The sequence below is a fragment of the Natrinema sp. LJW11 genome (assembly GCF_056135975.1).
The window spans coordinates 104,477-123,011 of sequence record NZ_JBWBDM010000001.1 but is presented as its reverse complement, the minus strand read 5'-3'; the positions used below and the strand labels follow the sequence as shown (position 1 = coordinate 123,011).

General features: G+C 65.0%; 16 protein-coding genes. 6 read left to right on the top strand and 10 right to left on the bottom strand.

The window, feature by feature from the left end:
• Position 1 precedes the first annotated feature (1 nt).
• Complete coding sequence (locus AC0QDI_RS00635) at positions 2-568, bottom strand: TlpA family protein disulfide reductase (RefSeq protein WP_474664237.1); 567 nt, start codon at positions 566-568, stop codon at positions 2-4.
• A 2-nt stretch (positions 569-570) separates the two neighbouring features.
• Positions 571-1,392: an SCO family protein gene (locus tag AC0QDI_RS00630; protein ID WP_474664235.1), complete on the bottom strand. Its 822-nt coding sequence runs from the start codon at positions 1,390-1,392 to the stop codon at positions 571-573.
• A gap of 206 nt (positions 1,393-1,598) precedes the next feature.
• Here AC0QDI_RS00630 and AC0QDI_RS00625 point away from each other — a divergent pair, with 206 nt between their 5' ends.
• On the top strand, positions 1,599-2,771 hold the full coding sequence (locus tag AC0QDI_RS00625) for an iron transporter (protein WP_474664233.1): 1,173 nt from the start codon (positions 1,599-1,601) through the stop codon (positions 2,769-2,771).
• A gap of 876 nt (positions 2,772-3,647) precedes the next feature.
• On the opposite strand, the gene AC0QDI_RS00620 is transcribed toward AC0QDI_RS00625, so the two are convergent.
• Positions 3,648-4,796 (bottom strand): M24 family metallopeptidase, encoded by a 1,149-nt coding sequence (locus tag AC0QDI_RS00620; RefSeq protein ID WP_474664231.1) that lies wholly within the window; start codon positions 4,794-4,796, stop codon positions 3,648-3,650.
• Between the two features lie 620 nt (positions 4,797-5,416).
• Between AC0QDI_RS00620 and AC0QDI_RS00615 the strand changes: the two genes are divergently transcribed.
• The 3 genes from AC0QDI_RS00615 to AC0QDI_RS00605 all read left to right on the top strand — a co-directional run bounded on the left by AC0QDI_RS00615 (position 5,417) and on the right by AC0QDI_RS00605 (position 8,557).
• Positions 5,417-7,108, top strand: a complete 1,692-nt coding sequence (locus tag AC0QDI_RS00615; protein ID WP_474664229.1) for an alpha,alpha-trehalose-phosphate synthase (UDP-forming) — start codon at positions 5,417-5,419, stop codon at positions 7,106-7,108.
• A gap of 3 nt (positions 7,109-7,111) precedes the next feature.
• Entirely contained in the window at positions 7,112-7,960 is an 849-nt protein-coding gene (otsB, locus tag AC0QDI_RS00610) for a trehalose-phosphatase (RefSeq protein ID WP_474664227.1), read from the top strand.
• A gap of 249 nt (positions 7,961-8,209) precedes the next feature.
• Positions 8,210-8,557, top strand: coding sequence for a winged helix-turn-helix domain-containing protein (locus AC0QDI_RS00605; RefSeq protein WP_474664225.1), 348 nt, complete (start codon positions 8,210-8,212; stop codon positions 8,555-8,557).
• A gap of 119 nt (positions 8,558-8,676) precedes the next feature.
• On the opposite strand, the gene AC0QDI_RS00600 is transcribed toward AC0QDI_RS00605, so the two are convergent.
• The 5 genes from AC0QDI_RS00600 to AC0QDI_RS00580 all read right to left on the bottom strand — a co-directional run bounded on the left by AC0QDI_RS00600 (position 8,677) and on the right by AC0QDI_RS00580 (position 13,674).
• Positions 8,677-9,429: a peptidase M10A and M12B matrixin and adamalysin gene (locus AC0QDI_RS00600; RefSeq protein ID WP_474664223.1), complete on the bottom strand. Its 753-nt coding sequence runs from the start codon at positions 9,427-9,429 to the stop codon at positions 8,677-8,679.
• 185 nt (positions 9,430-9,614) lie between these two features.
• Positions 9,615-9,881 carry a hypothetical protein gene (locus AC0QDI_RS00595; RefSeq protein WP_474664221.1) on the bottom strand — a complete coding sequence of 89 codons (267 nt, stop codon included), beginning with the start codon at positions 9,879-9,881 and terminating at the stop codon, positions 9,615-9,617.
• Between the two features lie 411 nt (positions 9,882-10,292).
• On the bottom strand, positions 10,293-12,314 hold the full coding sequence (locus AC0QDI_RS00590; protein ID WP_474665634.1) for a bacterio-opsin activator domain-containing protein: 2,022 nt from the start codon (positions 12,312-12,314) through the stop codon (positions 10,293-10,295).
• Positions 12,315-12,608: 294 nt separating this feature from the next.
• Positions 12,609-12,860, bottom strand: a complete 252-nt coding sequence (locus AC0QDI_RS00585) for an MTH865 family protein (protein WP_474664219.1) — start codon at positions 12,858-12,860, stop codon at positions 12,609-12,611.
• Between the two features lie 115 nt (positions 12,861-12,975).
• On the bottom strand, positions 12,976-13,674 hold the full coding sequence (locus AC0QDI_RS00580) for a hypothetical protein (protein WP_474664217.1): 699 nt from the start codon (positions 13,672-13,674) through the stop codon (positions 12,976-12,978).
• A gap of 170 nt (positions 13,675-13,844) precedes the next feature.
• On the opposite strand from AC0QDI_RS00580, the gene AC0QDI_RS00575 reads away from it, so the two are divergent.
• Positions 13,845-14,234, top strand: coding sequence for a CopG family transcriptional regulator (locus AC0QDI_RS00575; RefSeq protein ID WP_474664215.1), 390 nt, complete (start codon positions 13,845-13,847; stop codon positions 14,232-14,234).
• A 57-nt stretch (positions 14,235-14,291) separates the two neighbouring features.
• On the opposite strand, the gene AC0QDI_RS00570 is transcribed toward AC0QDI_RS00575, so the two are convergent.
• Both AC0QDI_RS00570 and AC0QDI_RS00565 read right to left on the bottom strand, forming a co-directional pair.
• Complete coding sequence (locus AC0QDI_RS00570) at positions 14,292-15,884, bottom strand: cobyric acid synthase (protein WP_474664213.1); 1,593 nt, start codon at positions 15,882-15,884, stop codon at positions 14,292-14,294.
• 270 nt (positions 15,885-16,154) lie between these two features.
• A complete protein-coding gene (locus AC0QDI_RS00565) occupies positions 16,155-17,726 on the bottom strand; it encodes a sensor histidine kinase (protein ID WP_474664212.1) in 1,572 nt (523 codons plus the stop codon).
• 562 nt (positions 17,727-18,288) lie between these two features.
• On the opposite strand from AC0QDI_RS00565, the gene AC0QDI_RS00560 reads away from it, so the two are divergent.
• Positions 18,289-18,495 carry a hypothetical protein gene (locus AC0QDI_RS00560; protein ID WP_474664210.1) on the top strand — a complete coding sequence of 69 codons (207 nt, stop codon included), beginning with the start codon at positions 18,289-18,291 and terminating at the stop codon, positions 18,493-18,495.
• Positions 18,496-18,535: the final 40 nt, after the last annotated feature.

Genomic DNA, 18,535 nt, shown 5'->3' with positions numbered 1-18,535 from the left:
CTCACTCGGCCCCGCCCTCGAGGGCGCGTTCGATGCCCGCGACGAGTTCGTCGGCGGTCTTGATACCGGAATCGTGCCACCGGACGGTCCCCGAGGCGTCGATCGCCACGGCGGACGGATAGGGCGATCCCCAGTATCGGCTGGTGAGCTCCGAGGTCGGATCGAGGCCGACCGTCCAGTCGCCGTCGTTTTCGTCCCACCACTCGGCGAGCTCCGCCTCGGAAATCGTCTCGCCGACCGGTTCGCTCGTGACGGACAGAAAGAGGACTTCGTCGCCGACTCGCTCGTGGGTCGTAGCGAGCGCGTCCATCTGTTTGATACAGGGATCACACCACGTCGCGAAGAAGTCGATAAACGTCGGACGGTCCGGCGCGGGGACGGTGGCGGTGCCGGCTTCGCTCCCCGGCGCGTCAGCCGTCTCGATCTCGTAGGGTTCGTGCTGCCGGCCGACGAGTCCGGAGTCGTCGGAGTCGTCGTTCAGAGAGGGGACGCCGAACGCTGCGACGGCACCGGCACCGGCGACGACGCCCGCGCTGCCGAGGCCGGCGAGGACCTCGCGGCGACGCATCGCTACTCGTCCACCCCCACGACCGTTCTCGTATCTTCGACCATCACCTGCGTGTTCACTGCGTCACGTTGCTGGCTCGCTTTCGGATACGCGCGCTCGACGATTCCGCTGTCGTTGACGATCTGAACGAGCGCGGAATGCGTGAACGTGTACTCGGTGTCGTCGGTGCCGGACGATTCGTTCGTCGACTCGGGAGTGTCGGTCTCGTTTTCCGATCCGGTATCCGCGGTACTGTTCGTCGATTCGGTATCCGACGTGTTGGTTTCCGATTCGTCACCCGAGGGTTCCTTCCCTCCCGATAGCGGGAGACCGAACGTCTCCTCGAGGACCCTTTTGGCCGTCTCGTTGTCCTCGGGGCGGAGGTAATGCCAGCGTCCTGCGTCGGGATCGATCCCCCGATCTGCACTGTAAGTCCGAAGGGCATCGGCCGTGTCACGGTCGGGGTCGAACGTCACCGCGAGCAAACCGACGTCGTCCTCGTAGCCGCTCTCGATGGCGTCTTCCTGTATCCGAGCGAGGTGCTGGAGGAGCGCGTCGCACATGCCGTCGGGACAGGATCCGTAAAAGTACGTGATGACGAACGGGCGTTCGCCGACGAAATCGTCGCGGGAGATGGGGTCTCCCGTGAGCGGATCGGTGAGCGAAAACGACGGGAACTCCTCGCCGTACGTCGGATACGAGAAGTCACCGTACTGGGCATCTTCTTCCGGTGGGTCGAGTATCGTATCCGGATTGGAGTCTCCGCCGAGTAGATCACCGAGACAGCCGGCAACGCTCGTGATCCCCGCTGCCCCGAGCGAGCCGAGGTATGTCCGCCGTTCCATGTCTAGTTCGTCGGAACCCGTAATCAAAGGTTCATTGGTTCGATCGCCGAAGTCGGTCCCGGTGCGTCGTGGTCGATGGACCGACACGCAGACGTGGCCGCCTCCGTCGCCGATCGAGCGGGCACCCGGAGCGGCGCGATCCCGGCTCCGCCCCTTCGACGGACGAACCAACAGGCGTTTGATCGCCGATACCCAACCGTCACTCGATGAAACGCCGGGGTTTTCTCCGTGGATCAGCAGCGGTCGGTGCCGCCGGAACCGCCGGACTCGCCGGCTGTCTCGAGCGACTCGGCTTCGAAGAAGAATCGGCGTGGGCGAACCCGCCGCTCGTCGAGAACAGACCCGACGCGGTCTACCTCCCGGCATCGCGCGAGGAGATGGGGACCTACGGGACGGCGACCGACGGCGACTACGCGGCCGCGCTGTCGTACACCTTCCCCCATCGATTCTGGACCGTCGAAGCCACCAGCGAGGGGAAGACGCTCGTCGAGGTCGACGCCGACGACAGCCTCCACCTCATGGTCTCCGTCTGGGATCGCGAGACGAACACCGTCCTCCCGGCGACCCTGCGCCTCGAGGTTTCGCAGGGCGGCGAACCGGTCGATACCGGCACCTCGTCGCCGTGGCCCATGATCTCCCAGCGAATGGGGTTTCACTACGGCGATAACGTCCAGCTTCCCGGGGAAGGCGAGTACACAGTTCGGGTCACCGTCGCCCCCACCGGGATCGAGCGGACCGGGTCGTTCGAGGGCCGTCTCGAGTCGTCGGGCTCGCTCGAGATCGACTTCGAGTACGCTCGGTCGGACGTTCACGACCTCTCGTTCGAGACGATCCCCGAGGATCGGCGGGGAAGTCGCGAGGCGTTGCCCCTGATGACCCACGGTGATCACGGCGGCGACGGTGGACACAGCGGGGACGGCGACAGCGGAGGAGACGGTGACGGCGGCGACGGCGGTGGCCACGGTGACGGGGCCGGACAGCCGCCGATGGGACGGGGGGTGCCGATCGAGGACCTTCCCGGCCAGGTCTTCGAGCCTCAGCGCAGCGGTGACGCGGCGTTCGTCGCGCTGATCTCCGACGACGACCGATTCGCCGACGGGAGTTCATATCTGGCGATCAGTCCCAGAACGCCGTACAACGACATCGTCCTCCCGTTTACGTCCCTGTCAGCGGCCGTCGAGGGGAGCGGTTCGGTCCGACAGGACGAACTCACGGAAGCGCTCGATCACGAAATCGGCCACCACTACGGCGTCGCGATCGACGAGCTCGCGTCCGGCGACCGCGTGACGGTCTCGATCGACTCGCCGCCGCAAGTGTCCCGCCACGATGGCTACGAGACCGCGTTTTTCGACTTCGATGAACTGAGCTACACGGTCTGAGCCGGTTCAGGGCCGAAACAGTTTGAGATCGTTCACGAGACAGTTCACTATCCGTTTCGAGCCGCTCGAGGCGGAGCCACGCGTTGCGACAGCCTCCGGATGGAGGGTGTCGATTTCAGCGTGGAAACCACGGCTTTCGGACGGAACGACGGTGAGAGTCGGCCGATCGCCGAAACAAGAGCCGGTCGACCATCGAAAAGCCTTCGCGCGGGAGCTATGTTTCAGTCGATAAATTCGTTCGTACCGTAATCGATCGGTCCCGACCGGTTACCGGTGGTCGCTTACGGTTACGATAACTATCGTGGATCATCGAATACGTCCGAAGCATGTCTCGTACAGGTCACGCAGCAATGGATATCGGGTGTCCGGAGTGTGATGCGACGATCGCCGCATCCGTCCCGCCGGGCCCGGGAATCCACTCGGAGAGCGATTCGAACCGCCTCCTCGGAAAGGAAACTCGCTGCCGGAACTGCGGTCACGAACTCGAGTTGTACTACTACTGAGACGGCGAGTCCGACGGGAACTTCTCAGGCAGATGTCAGCAGGCGGCCTTTCCCTGCGTTTCGACCGCTGCGCGTTCCACTCGTTCTCGCGCTCGGGCCGCAGTCTCGGCGAACCGACTACTGGTGCCGTGGGAGCGACCCACACCGGAAACCCGGTGTGTGTCCGCGACCGCCTACTGCCCGCACGCATTCGATCAAACGGGCCATCGGTGATCGTCTCGGTTACCGGGCCGTCCGGACGTCCGCGGCTCGATTTCCGGGGTAGGCGATACTGACCCGGCCGCGAATCACCATCGCCAAACGGAAGGGCTGTTTCACCAGAAACACGGCATCTCTCTTCGACAGTGATCGAACTGTCTCCGCATTCGCCGACTCACCGACCGGTCTCCCAGCCGCGGGGCGTCTCGTTCAACCGCTCGGCACCGTCCTCTGTCACCGCGACGAGATCCTCGATTCTGACGCCGAACTCGCCCTCGAGGTAGATCCCCGGTTCGACGCTGAAGACCATCCCCGGCTCGAGTTCGCGGTCGTTGCCCGCCGCGATGTAGGGCGGTTCGTGCACCTCGAGGCCGACCCCGTGGCCGGTCCGGTGGACGAAGGCGTCGCCGTAGCCGGCTTCCTCGATGATCGATCGAGCGGCGCGATCGATCGAGCCGGCGGTGACGCCCGGCTCGACGGCGTCGATGGCGGCCTGCTGGGCTTCCCTGACGGTCTCGTGGACGCGCTCGTACTCCGCTGGCGGCTCGCCGACGACGATCGTTCGAGTCTGATCGCCCGGATACCGGCCGGCTCCCGCCTCGAGATCGGCCGCGACGAAGGCGCCGAAATCGAGGACGACGGGATCTCCCGACTCGAGCTCGCGCGAGCCGCCGTGATGGTGCGGACGGGCCCCGTTCGGACCGCTCGCGACGATCGTCTCGAAGGCCGGTTCCGCCCCGCCCTCCGCGGCGAGCAGTCGGTCGATCTCGCCGGCCAGTTCGGCTTCTGTCGTCCCGAGCAGCTCGTCCCCGCGCTCGCGAATCTCGAGCGAGACGCGATCCGCGAGTTCGCCGGCTCGGCGGAGCGCCGCGAGTTCGCCGTCGTCCTTGCGGATCCGCAACGGCTCGAGGACGGTGCTCGCGAGCCCGAATTCGGCGCCGGGGAGCAGTTCTCGAAGCTCCTGCGTGAACGTCGCCCACATCCGATCGTCGACGAGTACGGTCGACGTATCGGGGCCGATCAGCGAACAGGCCTCCAAAACGGTCTCGACGGCCTCGAGCGGGTCGTCGGAATCGGTCCAGTATTGCAGATGCAGGTTCTCGATCGGCAGCTCGGAGCATTCGGCCTCGTACATCGCCGGCGCGACGAGCGCGGGATCGCCGCGCGCGGGAACGAACAGTAGCAGGTGTCGTTCGGACGGCGACTCGTCGAATCCGGTCAGGTAGGTCAGGTTCGGGCTCGGGAAACAGACCGTCAGGTCGGCTCCCGCTTCCTCGAGTCGGCCCCGACAGGCCTCGATCCGGCGTTCGAACGGGGGTCTCATAGGGGACGGTTCGCTCGAGCGAGGAATCAACGTTTGGTTGCCGAAACGGGAGCGGGAGAGGACGGAGTGCACGCCGGAGATCGGGGTCCTCGCTTGTGGCGTGGCTCGAGGAGTGGAACCCGACGAAACCGACGATCAGGCGGACCACCACCGTATCAGCGTTCGTCGATCGGAGTACCCATCGATGGTGAATGGTACGGTGTGTGCTGATGGGAAGACGGGAAACAAAGCGCCCTGCTATCGTGGCAACAGGGGATCGCCACGTCCTCCCCAGCCGATTCGCTCGTTGCACTCGCTCATCCCTCGCACGGCTTCATGCCGCGGTTCATTAGCATTCACCGCGGCCCAGCGCGCGCCACCGCACGGCGGTTGGTCGGTCCGAACTGAGACGTAGCGTCCCCCTTATCGAACGCCGTTCGCTCGTCATAGAGTCGGATCAGTCCCGGGCGATCCACTGTCGGACCGTCTCGCCCTCGCTGACAGCAGCGGGCCAGTGCCGATCGGTGACTGTCTCCTCGAGCGAACGGTCGGCCGGACGCGAGTAGTAGCGGAAACCTATTAGCCTCCCTGCGGTCGCAGGCCGCGGAGCAACCAGTCGGGGCGCTCTGTTTTTTCAGCGAATGCGAGTTACCGAGCGGTTGTCGTCGATGGCTGTGCACAGTCGACAGCTTCGGGCCGACGGCCGCGGACGAGCGGACGAAACGTCCGGCGACGACGGCCCCACCTGTCCCGGTTCGCTGATCGTGGTCTCGAACCGGCAACCGTATCGTCACGAGTACGAAGACGAGCCGGATCCGACTCCGGAGTCCGGCTCCCCGGATACCGACGAGAGCCCGCCAGCGGGAACGGACGGCGGGGATCAGACGGGAACGCAGCGGTCCATCACGGTTGACGAACCGACCGGCGGGCTGACCGCCGGCCTCGATCCCGTGGTCCGGGAGACCGACGGAACCTGGATCGCCTGGGGCGACGGCGACGCCGACTTCGCGGTCACGGACGAGCGAAACTGCGTCGCCGTCCCGCCGGACGAAGGGGCGTACACGCTCCGACGGCTCGAGCTATCCGACGAGGCGGTCGAGTCCTACTACTACGGGTTCAGTAATCGCGTGCTCTGGCCGCTCTGCCACGGCTTTCCCGACCTGATCGAGGATCGATCGAACGACTTCGAGTGGTATCGGACGGTCAACGAACAGTTCGCCGACGCAGTCGGCGAGCACGCCGACGACGACTCGGTGATCTGGCTGCAGGACTACCACCTCGCGCTCGCGCCGCGGATGATCCAGAATTCGATTCCCGAGAGCGCGACCGTCGCGCACTTCTGGCACATTCCGTGGCCGACGCCGGACACCTTCCAGCACTGTCCGGCGGGCGACCGCGTCCTCGAGGGGCTGCTCGGGAACGATCTGTTGGGCTTTCACGTCGATCGGTACGCCGATCAATTCCTGCGGTGCGTCGATCAGTTCCTCCCGAGGGCGTCCGTCGACTTCGCTCGGCGAACGATCCGGTACGACGGGCGGACGACCCGCGTCGTCGCGACGCCGATGGGCGTCGACGCCGAATCGTACGACCGGGACGCGCGATCGGCCGATCTGGACCGCCTCTCCGGCCTGTTCGAGGAGTACGGGATCCCGGAGGGGACCGCGATCGGACTGGGGCTCGACCGCCTCGACTACAGCAAGGGGATTCCGGAGCGGTTGGCGGCGCTCGAGCGGTTCTTCGAGCGGAATCCGGACCGGCGCGGCGAGTTCACGTTCATTCAGAAGGCGACGCCCTCCCGGACGGATATCGAGACCTACGAACGGTACGGCGAACTCGTCCGCAGCGAGGTCCAGCGGATCAATCGACGCTTCGAAACCGCCGACTGGCGGCCGATCGTCTACACGGAGGATGTGCTGCCTCGCGAGGACATCTGTGCGCTCTATCGACACGCGGACGTGATGATCGTGAGTCCGCTGGTCGACGGGATGAATCTGGTCGCACAGGAGTACGTCGCCGCGAGCGTCGACGGCGACTCCGCGTTGTTGCTGAGCGACCGAACGGGAGCCCACGAGCGGCTCGGTTCGCACGCGCTGACGATCGATCCGACCGATACCGACGGCTTCGCGACCCAGATCGAGCACGCGCTCACCCTGTCCACCTACGAACGCCAGCGGCGGCTGAACACGCTTCGTCAGCGCGTCTTCGACGGAGACATCGAGTCGTGGATGGAGACGCAGTTCGACTGGATTCGACGCGTCCACGACGATTCCCGGACGACCGAACCGCGGTCCGAACGCGAGTCGGACTCCCGCGAACGAACGCCGCCGATATAGCCGATGACGAGGACCGAATCATCACCGCGGCCGATCGACGAGCGACTGCCCCGGATTCGCGAGCGGCTCGAGCGGGCCGAGGGGTTGCTCGTCTGTCTGGATTTCGACGGCACGCTCGCGCCGATCGTCGAGGATCCGGACGCCGCGGTCCCGACGGACCAGAATCGGGGCGCGGTAGCGACGCTCGCAGACACGCCGTCGGTGACGACGGCGGTCGTCAGCGGCCGCGCCCTGACGGACGTCCGCGAGCGCGTCGACGGGCCGTCGATCTACGCCGGAAACCACGGCCTCGAACTCGCGCGCACGGGAACGATCGCCGTCCATCCGGTCGCGCGCAAACGCGCCGCCCGCGTCGACCGGATCTGCGCCGTTCTCGAGACCGCGCTTCGCCCCGTTCCGAACTGCCGGATCGAAAACAAGCGCCTGACCGGGACGGTCCACTTCAGATCCGTACCGCCGGCCGCCGAACCCATCGCCCGCCACATCACTCGCGAGGTGGTCGACCGCTTCGGCGGCGACGCCCTCGAGATTTCGGCGGGGAAACGGATCCTCGAGATCGGACCGGAGTTCCCGTGGGGAAAGGGCAACGCCGTCGAACTGATCGCCGCGGACGAACCGCCGGGGACCGCCGCCGTCTACGTCGGGGACGACGTCACCGACGAGTCGGCGTTTCGAGCCGTCGAACCGGACGGGTTCGGGGTTCGGGTCGGCGACGACGCTCCCTCGAGCGCGTCCTGTCGGGTCGAGTCGCCGGCCGAGGTCGCGTCGTTTCTCTCGTGGCTGGGATCGACCGGAGCCGATCTGGTCGCTCGGTCCGACGCGTCCACCGCGCCTCCCATCGAGGCCCGATAGCGGTTCGGAGCGGTGCGGTTCGGAGCGGCGCGGTTCGGAGCGAACGGAGTGAGCGAGAACCGCGGACTGTGCGATCGGTGTGTCAATCGTTGCAGTCGGCGCGATAGCTGCCGCGACGAGTCATCGCGTCGGACCGCCGGTTCCGTGATATCGGCATTTCCAAAACGAATGACTAGTAGATACACGCGCGTTCGAGCCGAAAGTATTAGTTACCACTGGAAATATAGTACGGTACGAGAGTGAAAGAGAGTGAAACTCCGACAACCAACTGATTTCCTGATCCTCGAGGCGCTCGAGGACAAGGGTCGCAACGTTGCAACGAATCTGGCCGCCCATACGGGAAAGAGCCGGAAGAACATCAATACCAGACTACCGGTGTTAGAAGACTACGGTCTCGTCCGCAAGATCGGTCCCGCGGAGCGATCCGGGCTGTACGAGATCTCTTCGACGGGGAAGGCGGCGCTGGTCTACCGGGAACAGTACGACGAAGCCGACGACTTCGAGGCGCTCATCGAGGGCCCGAGCGCCGGGGCCGAGCAGGGAGAGCCGCAGGCGAGTTTCGCCCGCGGTGAAACCGACGACGACTCCGACGAGTAACCTGACGACGCGGCCCGCCTCCGGCCGCCGTCACTCCGCCTCGAGTCGTCGTGACGAATTCTGCCACGGCGAGTCGGTCGCGACAGCCGTCCGTTAGTTACTACCATGGTCCGTGCGAGTCAGAGCGAAAACGCTCCGTCGTACTCCGCGAGACGGCGGCGGGCACAGGCCGAAAAGGCGAAGCTGAGCGACCGTTTCCGGTCGGCAGAGGAAGGTATCGTCGATCCACACGGCGATGCGTCGCTCTCGTACTCGGGATCCCACGCGTAACTGCTGAGCATCGGCGTCGCGGTCAGGGAACCGTCGTACACGAACGCGACGCCGTCTTCGTGGTTCAGACCGAGTGCGTGTCCGATCTCGTGGAGGAGGACCTGCATCGTCCGCACCGGCGTCGTGTTCGGCGCGATCGCACGGGCCTCGTCGGTGACCACGTCGTCGAACGACTCGAGGGCGGCGAGATGCCGGGCCCCGCCGACCGATGCGATGTGGGGGACGCCGTATCCGGTGGGAGCCCGCCCCATCCCCCCGTCGGTCACCAGCAGGTTGACGTCCGACGCGGGCTCGAGGTCGCGCCCGCCGAGCGTCCCCGACGCGACCGCCACGGGCCACTCCCCGCGGCGAGTGAGGCGCGCGGCGTCCTCGGTCGAAACCGAGACGGGCCCGCCGACCGAGACCTCGAGCGTCCAGTACCCGAGGGCGAGGGTTTCGTCGAGATACGCACGGATCCGATCGCCGACCCCGTCGTAGGTCGCGGCCCGTTCCGAGAGCCAGATCCGCACCTCGAGCGTGTGGCTCGTTCCCCGCGTCGCATACGCCAGCGTGCCGAGCGAGGCCGTGGATCCGACGGTCCCGAGAAACACGCGGCGTTTCACGAGCGTGCGTCTCGCAACGAGGTGGGAGTGCCTTCGGGTGTCTATGGACGCGCGTTAAGTGTCGGTCGTTCCCCGCGGTACGGACCACCGCGAGCGAAACGACCGCCTCGAAGTGGGTGCTACCGGCCGGTCACGGACGGTTCCGAGAGCCATACAGCCGAGATCAGAGCGGTCGGCCGACGCGACTACCGCGGCGGCACGCGCCGAGTATCGACGACGCGGGCACGGCTCTCGATGACGCGAATCTCGAGTCCGTCGGGAAGTTCGTTCGGTTCAGTCGGTGTGAGCAAGAGCAGCGCGTCGTTCTCGGTTTCGACCAGTCGTCGGTGGGGCGCGCGCTGGTGCAGACAAACCGTCCACTCGCCGTCCCGAAGCCGTCGTCTGACCTGCCAGTCGGTGTAGTACCGACCGTCCGACCCCTCGAAGACCGTCTCGAACGGGGGCGCTACCACGGGTTCGACACCCCCTGCTCTCGAGAGCCGGGGCGCTCCTGCGAGCTGGCGACGGAGTAGACGATTCGAACGACACCAGTCATTCCTATCGCATCGAACGACCGTCACGCACGTCGGCACTCGGATTCATATGGACGACGTTTAAGCGAGCGTCACTTTCCACCGAGTGTGAGCGTCAGAGGCACGCGGATTCACTGGCGGACGGCCCGCCGACTGCAGCAGTGGGCCTCGAGCTGTTCGGTCCGGGCGGATGCTGACCGTGTCTAACACCGTTCTCTTGGCTGTATTCGCCGGCCAGATGGCAGCGGTCGGACGACGGACTCGATCCGAGTCAGTCCGTTCGGGCGACCATTCGCCGCCTCGAACGTCCCCGCTATCTCTCGACTCGGTCGAATTCGCCGCTGAGAACGACTACTCGGGGTTTCCGCCGTCCTCGAAGAACTCACCGAGAATCGATTTGAGTCCCTTTCGAAGATGCTGGTGCATCGTCGGCGGCGAGATGTCCATCGCGTCCGCGATATCCTCGCCGGTGCTCTCGCGCGGCCAATCGAAGAACCCGCTGTAGTAGGCGAGTCGCAACGTCGTGAGCTGGCGGTCGGTGAGCCCGTCGAGGATCCGATTCCGTCGCTCGGCCGCCGTCCTGACCGGTCGATCCACTTCCCGTCTGGCGACGAGTTCGGTGTTCTCGTAGATCACGGTCAGCGCCTCCGCGATCTCCCGGATATCGGCGTCCTGTGAGACTTCGACCAGACAGGTCCCGACGCCGTCCGCGACGGAGACGTCCCGGATGGTCGCGCCGTGGTTCGTGAGCGTCCGAACTCCCGACTTCGACAGCCGCATCTCGATCGTACAGCGCTCCTCCCCGTCGTGGATGAGCCGACACTCCTCGACCGAGTCGTGGGCCGCCGCCTCCTCGAGCACCGTCTCGCCGTTCAGCCCGTCGATCGTCACGTACTGGAACGTGCGCCCGCCGGCGGTCGTGCCGGCCCACTCGAGCGAGCAGGTGCAGTCGTACTCCGTCGAGAGGTCGAACGAGAACGTGTCGCCGCCGTCGATCCGGAACTCGAGTTCGACGACGGAGTCGGCGAAGAGCAGTTGGCGGTTCTTGACGGCCATGATCGTAAAGCCGATCGTCTCGCCGAGCAGTCTGAACCCGGCCCGCTCGCGCTCGCTGAAGGCGTCGTCGCGACTCGCGAGCACGGTGAGCACGCCGTAGGTCGCGTCTTCGTGCGTGATGGGGACGGCGATCGCGGACCTGACGTCGTCCTCGCGGGCCGCCGCCCGCAATTCGTCGGGGATCGACTCGTCCTCGAGAACGCGGTTCGTCGTCCGTAACTCGCCGGTTTGTGCCGCCTTCGCCACCGGGTTATCGTGATCGTCTCCGGGGTACTCCCGAATGCGCTCGAGGACGGCCTCCGCCTCGCCCGCGCCGGTCCGGTAGGACAGTCGCCCATCCCCGGTCCGTTCGGCGATCCACGAGCCGCAGTACAGCTCCGAGTCGACGAGTTGCTCGCAGACGTCGCGTTCGATGGCGTCCCTGGCCGGGGCCTCAACCAGCGTCTCGATGACCCGTCGAACGACCGCGTTGATTCGATTGAGCGTCTCGAGTTGATCCTGGCGCGAGCGGAGTTGCCGCTCGCGCTCGACGCGTTCGGTGATATCCCGCGCCTGCCAGACGACGGCGCGCCGGCCTTGAATCCGTTCCTCGATCGGGACGACCCGGGCCTCGAACTGTCGGCGGCCGTCGGTCGTGTCCGCCTCGTACTCGACCGACTGGACCTCGTCGGTCCGGATCGCCCGATCGACACACTCCTGTAACTTCGCGGCGACCGCTTCGGGGAACGCGTCGTCGAGCGCGGTTCCGACGAGGTCGTCCGCCGGCATCGAGTACAGATCCGCGGACTCGGACCGAACCTTCGCCTCGAGATACGTCCCGTTCTCGCCGATGACGAAGGCTTCGTCGGGCAGTTCGTTCGCGAGGATGGTACGGTATCGGTCGTCGCCGCCGTCCGCTGGAACCACGGAGGAAGATCGAACCGTCGAGACGATCCGATCGATCGGATCCTCGTCGCGCGTCGTCGGCACGTACTCGGTTGCGTCGGCCCGAAGCGCGACCGTGGCGAGTCGTTCGGTGCCTTCGCGTGGCGCAACGATCGTCGGCACGCCAACCAGGCTGGTGTGGACGCGCCGGAGGACGGTCTCGATCTCGCCGGGACAGTCGAGTTCGATGACGACGGCGCTCGGCGCGGTCGATGCCGGCTCGGCGTCGCGTCGCTCCGTCGCCGGCTCGAGGACGGACTCGAGATCCGCACTCGCGGGAGCCGTTCGAACGTCGTACTCGGTAACCCGCTCGAGACGGGCCCGAAGACGGCTCTCCTGGCCCTGCCCGTCAGTTACGATGATGATCGGTCTCGATCGATGTGCAGCGTTCATCCGTGTGTCCCAGTTCGCAACCTGATCGGTCCGTTTCCGCACTCTTTCTCCCACAACTACGCTGTGAAATAAAAACCTGCTGGTCGCCGTTCGACCGGCAGACATCTCACGGCCGGTGATCGACGTCTCGAGAGGCGTCGCTTCCGGATTCGCGATGCGACACCCGCCATCGAGAACTCGAGTCTATCGATCTATCGGATCGACTGCTCGTGCGGGCAGACGGTCTGGCTATCACCGTGTCCCAGCACGCTCGAAACCCGCCGTATGGGCGCGCCGGACTGATAGGAGTCCATCTCACAGTTCGTCCGCGGCTTTCAGTTCCGCGATCAGGTCGTCGACGAGGGAGTCGACGTCCCCGTAGGGGAACTCCCCGCCGTCTGTTTTGGCGTTGAGCTCCATCGCGGTCATCGAAAAGTCGCCGGACTCGAACCTCGTCCCCGGCCCGTCGGGTAGCGCCGGCACGAGTTCCATCGGCCCCGAAACCGGATAGTCGGCGTTCTCGAACGCATCGGTCAGCTGTTCGCGGAGTTCGGCTTCGTCCGTCATGAGTTCGTGTTTCCGCGCGAACACCAATAACTCTACAGGGAGCCCGTCGACCGGTCGGCGATCGAGGACCTCGATCGGAGTCGGTCGCGGACGGCCACTCACCGGCCGAGAGCGACTAGAGCCGTCGCATGAACTCGGGGAGGATCCCGCGCTCGCTCGAGTCGGTCGCCGCGGCCGGCTCGGCACCGGGCGGGTCGATCTCCGCGTCGCCGGCGTCTTCGAACGAGTCGGGATCCCCATCGCCGGCGCGCGCGGAGCCGGCTGACGTGCCGTCGGTTTCGGCCGGGGTCCCGCCGTCGGTTCCCGCCGTCGCCGTTCCGCTCGAGGCGTCGGACTCGGCGTCGACGGTCGCCTGGAACTCGGCTTCGGATTCGGGACCGAAGTAGTAGGGATCGGCGGGAAGCGAGCCCCGGAGTCGGACGTTCGCGTAGCCGGCCAGCGCCAGCGCGGGAACGAAAAGCGGCTCGATCCCGAACACCGTCGGTCCGGCGGTCAGGATGACGAGAAAGACCGACAGCGGCGAGTAGAGGAAAAAGGCGACGACCCGGAAGGCGTCACCGACGTAGCCGTCGACGACGTACGCGTAGAGTCCGTACGCACCGACCAGCAAGCCGACGTCAGCGTAGAGCCCGACGAGCAGTCCGACGTCGCCCGCGACGAATCCGTGGATGTGGACCGCGATCGCGCCCGTGAGCACCGTCGTTCTGTTGACGTAGGTCTCGTCGAGCGCCATTCCGAACACGAGCACCGAGAGCTCGATCAGCGGGGCTGCAAGCCACCACGGGAGGGAACTGAAGAGAACGCCATAAGACACGTCGATTACACCACTCGTCCGAGTGGAGTCGGCCCCGTACCTTTAACGTTCGTTCCGTTTCGAGACTCGATACGAGCCCCGACGGTCGACGGGTCCGATGACCAACTGGCAGGACGACGATCGACGGACGGTCGAAACAATAATTAGTCATCGGCGAACAGTGTGTCGGTATGGCAAAAGATACCGTCAGGTACCCCGACGACGTGGTCACGGAGATCGACACGCTCGTCGACGACGGTATGTTCGAGAGCAAGTCGGAGTTCTATCGGTTCTCAGCGGAGTACGTCCTCAGCCTGATCGATTCGGACCACGAGGTCAAGACGTTCAACTTCGACGAGATCAAGTCCGAACTCGACATCAGCGACCGCGACCACGCCGAAGCGCTGGGCGCCGACGGCGGGACCTTCTTCCTCGACGCCGTGATAAACGTCCGAAAGTACGGCCTGCGGGGCAACTACGAGGCCGCCGAACGCTTCATCGACACCCACTACGACGAGACCGACCAGGAGTGTATCATTCTCGAGGAACTGCTCGGGACCTACCGCAGCGACTCGCCGTAGTCGGTCGAGTGCTACTCCGCGACCGGCGTTTCCACCGTTCTCTGTCACCGCCGTTCTTCATCGCTCCTGAAACGGTTCGCCGAGCGCCGCCAGATCGACGTGCTCGCCGACGAGTCGCGCCGCTCGATCGGACGGCGTCGATCCCGTTCCGTTCGCCGCCACCGATACCGCTGTCGCGTCCTCGAGCGACGATCGATCGACGCCGGCCGTCTGCGCAACGTATGCGAGAAACGCCGTTCGGACCGACCCGTTGTCGAACAGGCCGTGCAGGTAGGTTCCCAGTACTCGCCCCTCGGCCGCGCTCGAGTCCCCGAGCGGTCGGCTCACGTCCTCGAGCGCGCGGGTCCGGCCGGCGTGGATCTCGTAGCCCGACGCGGGACCCGTGGCCCCCTCGAGCAGCGGCGATGCGTCCCCGTCGACGGGAACCGTCGTCCGCTCGAGGCGCTTGTCCCCCTCGAAGCGCGTCTCGACCGGCAGCAGGCCCAGTCCCTCGACGACGTCGGCCTCGCCGGTCCCCTCGAGCGCGGCGTTGGTGATCCGCTCGCCGAGCAGCTGATAGCCGCCGCAGACGCCGACGATCGGCCCGTCGAACCCCGCGAGCGCGTCGGCGAAGCCGGCGTCGTGGAGCGCCAGCAGGTCGTCGACCGTGTTCTTCGTGCCCGGGAGGACGACCGCGTCGGCGTCGGCGCCCTCGAGCGGATCGGCCGCGTTGCCGTCGACCGGCACGTACACCACCGAGACGCCGGGTTCGGCCGCCAGCGCCTCGAGGTCGGTCGCGTTCGAGATCCGGGGCAGTCGGGGGACGGCGATCCGAATCCGGCGATCCGCGGGGACGCCGTCGTCGTCGCCGACGACGCCCCGCTCTTCGCTCCCGGGGAGGCCGACGCTGTCCTCCTCGGGAAGGCCTGGATCGTCGTAGGGGAGCACGCCCAGAATCGGCACCCCGGTCCTCGATTCGATCTCCTCGATACCGGGCTCGAGCAGCGACGGATCGCCCCGGAACTTGGTGATGAGCGCGCCGACGATGCGCTCGCGGAGAGAGTCGGGAACGAGTTCGATCGTCCCGTAGAGGCTGGCGAAGGCCCCGCCGCGTTCGATGTCGACCAGCAGGAGGATGTCGGCGTCGGCGAACCGCGCGGTCTCGACGTTCGCGAGGTCCCGGTCGTGGAGGTTGATCTCGCCAATACTGCCCGCGCCCTCGGCGACGATCACGTCGTTGTCGGCCGCGAGTCTGCGATACGATTCCTCGGCCGCCTCGCGCGCCCGCTCCCAGTGCTCCTCGTAGTACGTGCCGGCGGGCACGTGCTCGCGGGCCTCGCCCTGAACCACCAGTTGGCTCTCCCCGTCGCCGCGGGGCTTGAGGAGCACCGGGTTGCAGTCCGTGGTCGGAGTGGTTCGGGCCGCTCGAGCCTGGACGAACTGCGAGACGCCGATTTCGCCCCACTGGCCGTCGGGACCGTCGTCCGCTTCGACGCGCTGCCGGCCGTCCGCGTCCGGCCGAACGACGACTCGAGCGTTGTTACTCATGTTCTGGCCCTTGAACGGCGCGACGTCGACTCCGCGATCGGCGAGCAGCCTGCAGAGGCCGGCGGCGACCGTCGACTTGCCGACGTGGCTCGCGGTTCCGGCGACGAGGAGGGTTCTGGTCATCCGCGTTGGGCGATACTCGAGTAGCGGAGAGTATCGTCCTATCGGTTCGTGCTCATCCGTACTCGTCACCAGTAATTGAGACGATGGCTTCTTCACTCAGTATGAGGTGTGGAACCGATGCGTCGAATTCGGTAAGTACGTTGGCGAACTGAGCACTGCGACTCTTATCGAGAGAAATCGATTTTCAGAGAGCGGTGCTGAATAGAAGGCGCGAATGGAACACGAGATCCGGCTTGATTTGGAACGTGGTGATCGCTCCGTACAGTGCGCTCAGTTATCGGACTCGTCTGCTACCGGCAGCGGAAACGCAAACATTGTTCCATCACGAGGGTCGGGCTCGACCCGGATGTCCCCGCCGTGGCGCTCGATGATGCGCTCACACAGCGCCAGCCCAATTCCCGTCCCCGCGCCTTCCTCTTGCGTGTGGAGGCTCTGAAACACCTCGAAGACGCGGTCGGCGTCAGCGGGGTCGATACCGACGCCCTCATCGCGAACCGATACCATCCACTCGTCGCCCGTTCGTTCGGCCGAGACGTGCACTCGCGGTGGCTCGTCGCCGCTGTACTCAATCGCGTTGTCGAGCAGGTTTTGGAACACCTCCCGGAGTTGGTCGGCGTCGCCTTCGACCCGGGGGAGCGTCTCCGTGACGATCTCCGCATCCGTCTCCTCGATTTTCACTTGGAGGTCCTTGCGAACGTCTTCGAGAACGGTATCTAACTCAACTGGCTCCAAGGGGTCCCCACGCGTTTCGACTCGCGAATACTCGAGTAACCCATCGATCATGTCGCGCATCCGGTCGGCACCATCGACCGCAAACTCGATGAACTCCCGGCCGTCCTCGTCGAGGTCGTCGGTATACCGCGACTCCAGTAACTGGAGGTAACTCGTCACCATCCGCAGGGGCTCTTGGAGGTCGTGCGAGGCGGCGTAGGCGAACTGCTCCAAGCGTTCGTTAGACTCCTCGAGTTGCTGTTTATACACCGTGTGCTCGAGTTCATTGCTCACCCAGTTGCTGAGCAGACCAATGAACGAGACTTCCCAATCAGAGAACGCCTCGGTCTGGGCCTCCATCCCGTAGAAGCAGAACGTCCCGTACACTTCTCCATGGACGATGATCGGCGTCCCGAGATAACAGGCGATACCCCACTCGGGGTCGACCAGTTCCGGAGCCTCGGACTTCACGTCCTGCAGAACGAGCGTCTCCGCAGTCTCGACGACGCGTGAGCAGTTGGGAAGGGTCTCCAGCGGCGTCGTATCACCCGGTTCGAGGTCCACATCTTCCGGCGCGGCCACGTGTTCAAAGATGTATTCACCGGCATCTTCATTGACACGTGAGAGCGTCGCAAATTCGGTTCCGACCGTCGTCCGGACTACTTCAAGGAGCGAGTCTATCTGCTGGGAGAACGGCCGGTCTGTGGCTGCCATTACCTCATTCGCACGTCGGAGCGCTTGCTCCCGTTTCTCGACTTCTTGCTGACGGTCATCCGGGTCGGTGATGTCGCGGACGTACACTGAAAGTCCGGTTTCAGAGGGATAGACATGGATTTCAAACCACCCGTCCTGTGGCGGATAGTGCGTCTCAAATGTGACCGCTTCCTGGGTCTCCATCGCACGCTCATGCTCCCACTGGAACAGCGAGTCGGTCAACGCGGGAAACTCCTCCCAGATGATTTCCCCGTGGAGATCCGCTTGGTCTCGCTGGAACAGGGTTTCAGCTTGGTCGTTGCAATAGGTGAACCGCCAGTCTTCGTCAAGCGCGAAGACAGCGTCGGTTACGCGCTCCAAGACCGCTTCTGGAGAACTTTGATTGCGGGGTTCACTCGGCGTCTCCGGGTCCGTCATTAGATGCACTCAGTGCTTTGAGAGACATGGGCATTACGCATGTGCAAGTACCGTTTTCCGCCTCGGGATTCCTCGTGGTTCGAGAGACCGAAGGTCTCTCGTCATCAAGCGAAACCGAAGGCTTCGCGGACCTCGCGAATCTTCGATTCGCTCAGTCACGAAAGACGCGAAGCGTCTTTCGAACGACTTCGTTCGGAACCGCTCGTCTGCTCACGGGCGCATAGCGCCCGTCTGCTCACGGCGGCGGAGCCGCCGTTCGCATGGTATGCGAGACCGAAGGTCTCGCACTATTCGCATGATTCGCGGGACCGAAGGTCCCGCGCTGGCGCAAAAATCTACGCTAAAAAGGCCGCTCGCTCCCTTCGGTCGCTCGCGGGTACACTCCTTGCAACTCGACCGCAGCGGAAACTCCTTGAGCCGTACTTACTGCTACTCACGATTGCCTGTCCGGCTCTGTCCGTGTTCTCGGACACAGCGCTTTCGGAAACGACAGCCGCTTCTCGTCCGCTTCAGTGGTTCTACAAGCAGCAGTCCTATTTATTGCCAATGGATTATATCGCGTGTGACTGACATCGGTGATCCGTTCGGGTTCGACGTCGCAACAGTTCTCACCGGGTCGGGGCTGACACTCTTGATATCTGCGGGGATACTGAGATACGGCGGACGATTCGAGTATACCTCAGGAGAGCTCTATGGGATAAGCGGTGGTGTGTTTATCACACTCGGTGTCCTCTATGGACTCTTCCTCATCGCCACCGGTTACCGTTGAGTGCCATATTTTCCTAAAGCGATCGGGGGTTCCGATTCGA

Excerpts from the sequence above, each read along its gene's own strand:
- AC0QDI_RS00635 (WP_474664237.1), bottom strand. The coding sequence starts at position 568 with ATGCGTCGCCGCGAGGTCCTCGCCGGCCTCGGCAGCGCGGGCGTCGTC.
- AC0QDI_RS00630 (WP_474664235.1), bottom strand. The coding sequence starts at position 1,392 with ATGGAACGGCGGACATACCTCGGCTCGCTCGGGGCAGCGGGGATCACG.
- AC0QDI_RS00625 (WP_474664233.1), top strand. The coding sequence starts at position 1,599 with ATGAAACGCCGGGGTTTTCTCCGTGGATCAGCAGCGGTCGGTGCCGCC.
- AC0QDI_RS00620 (WP_474664231.1), bottom strand. The coding sequence starts at position 4,796 with ATGAGACCCCCGTTCGAACGCCGGATCGAGGCCTGTCGGGGCCGACTC.
- AC0QDI_RS00615 (WP_474664229.1), top strand. The coding sequence starts at position 5,417 with ATGCGAGTTACCGAGCGGTTGTCGTCGATGGCTGTGCACAGTCGACAG.
- otsB (WP_474664227.1), top strand. The coding sequence starts at position 7,112 with ATGACGAGGACCGAATCATCACCGCGGCCGATCGACGAGCGACTGCCC.
- AC0QDI_RS00590 (WP_474665634.1), bottom strand. The coding sequence starts at position 12,314 with ATGAACGCTGCACATCGATCGAGACCGATCATCATCGTAACTGACGGG.
- AC0QDI_RS00585 (WP_474664219.1), bottom strand. The coding sequence starts at position 12,860 with ATGACGGACGAAGCCGAACTCCGCGAACAGCTGACCGATGCGTTCGAG.
- AC0QDI_RS00575 (WP_474664215.1), top strand. The coding sequence starts at position 13,845 with ATGGCAAAAGATACCGTCAGGTACCCCGACGACGTGGTCACGGAGATC.
- AC0QDI_RS00570 (WP_474664213.1), bottom strand. The coding sequence starts at position 15,884 with ATGACCAGAACCCTCCTCGTCGCCGGAACCGCGAGCCACGTCGGCAAG.
- AC0QDI_RS00565 (WP_474664212.1), bottom strand. The coding sequence starts at position 17,726 with ATGACGGACCCGGAGACGCCGAGTGAACCCCGCAATCAAAGTTCTCCA.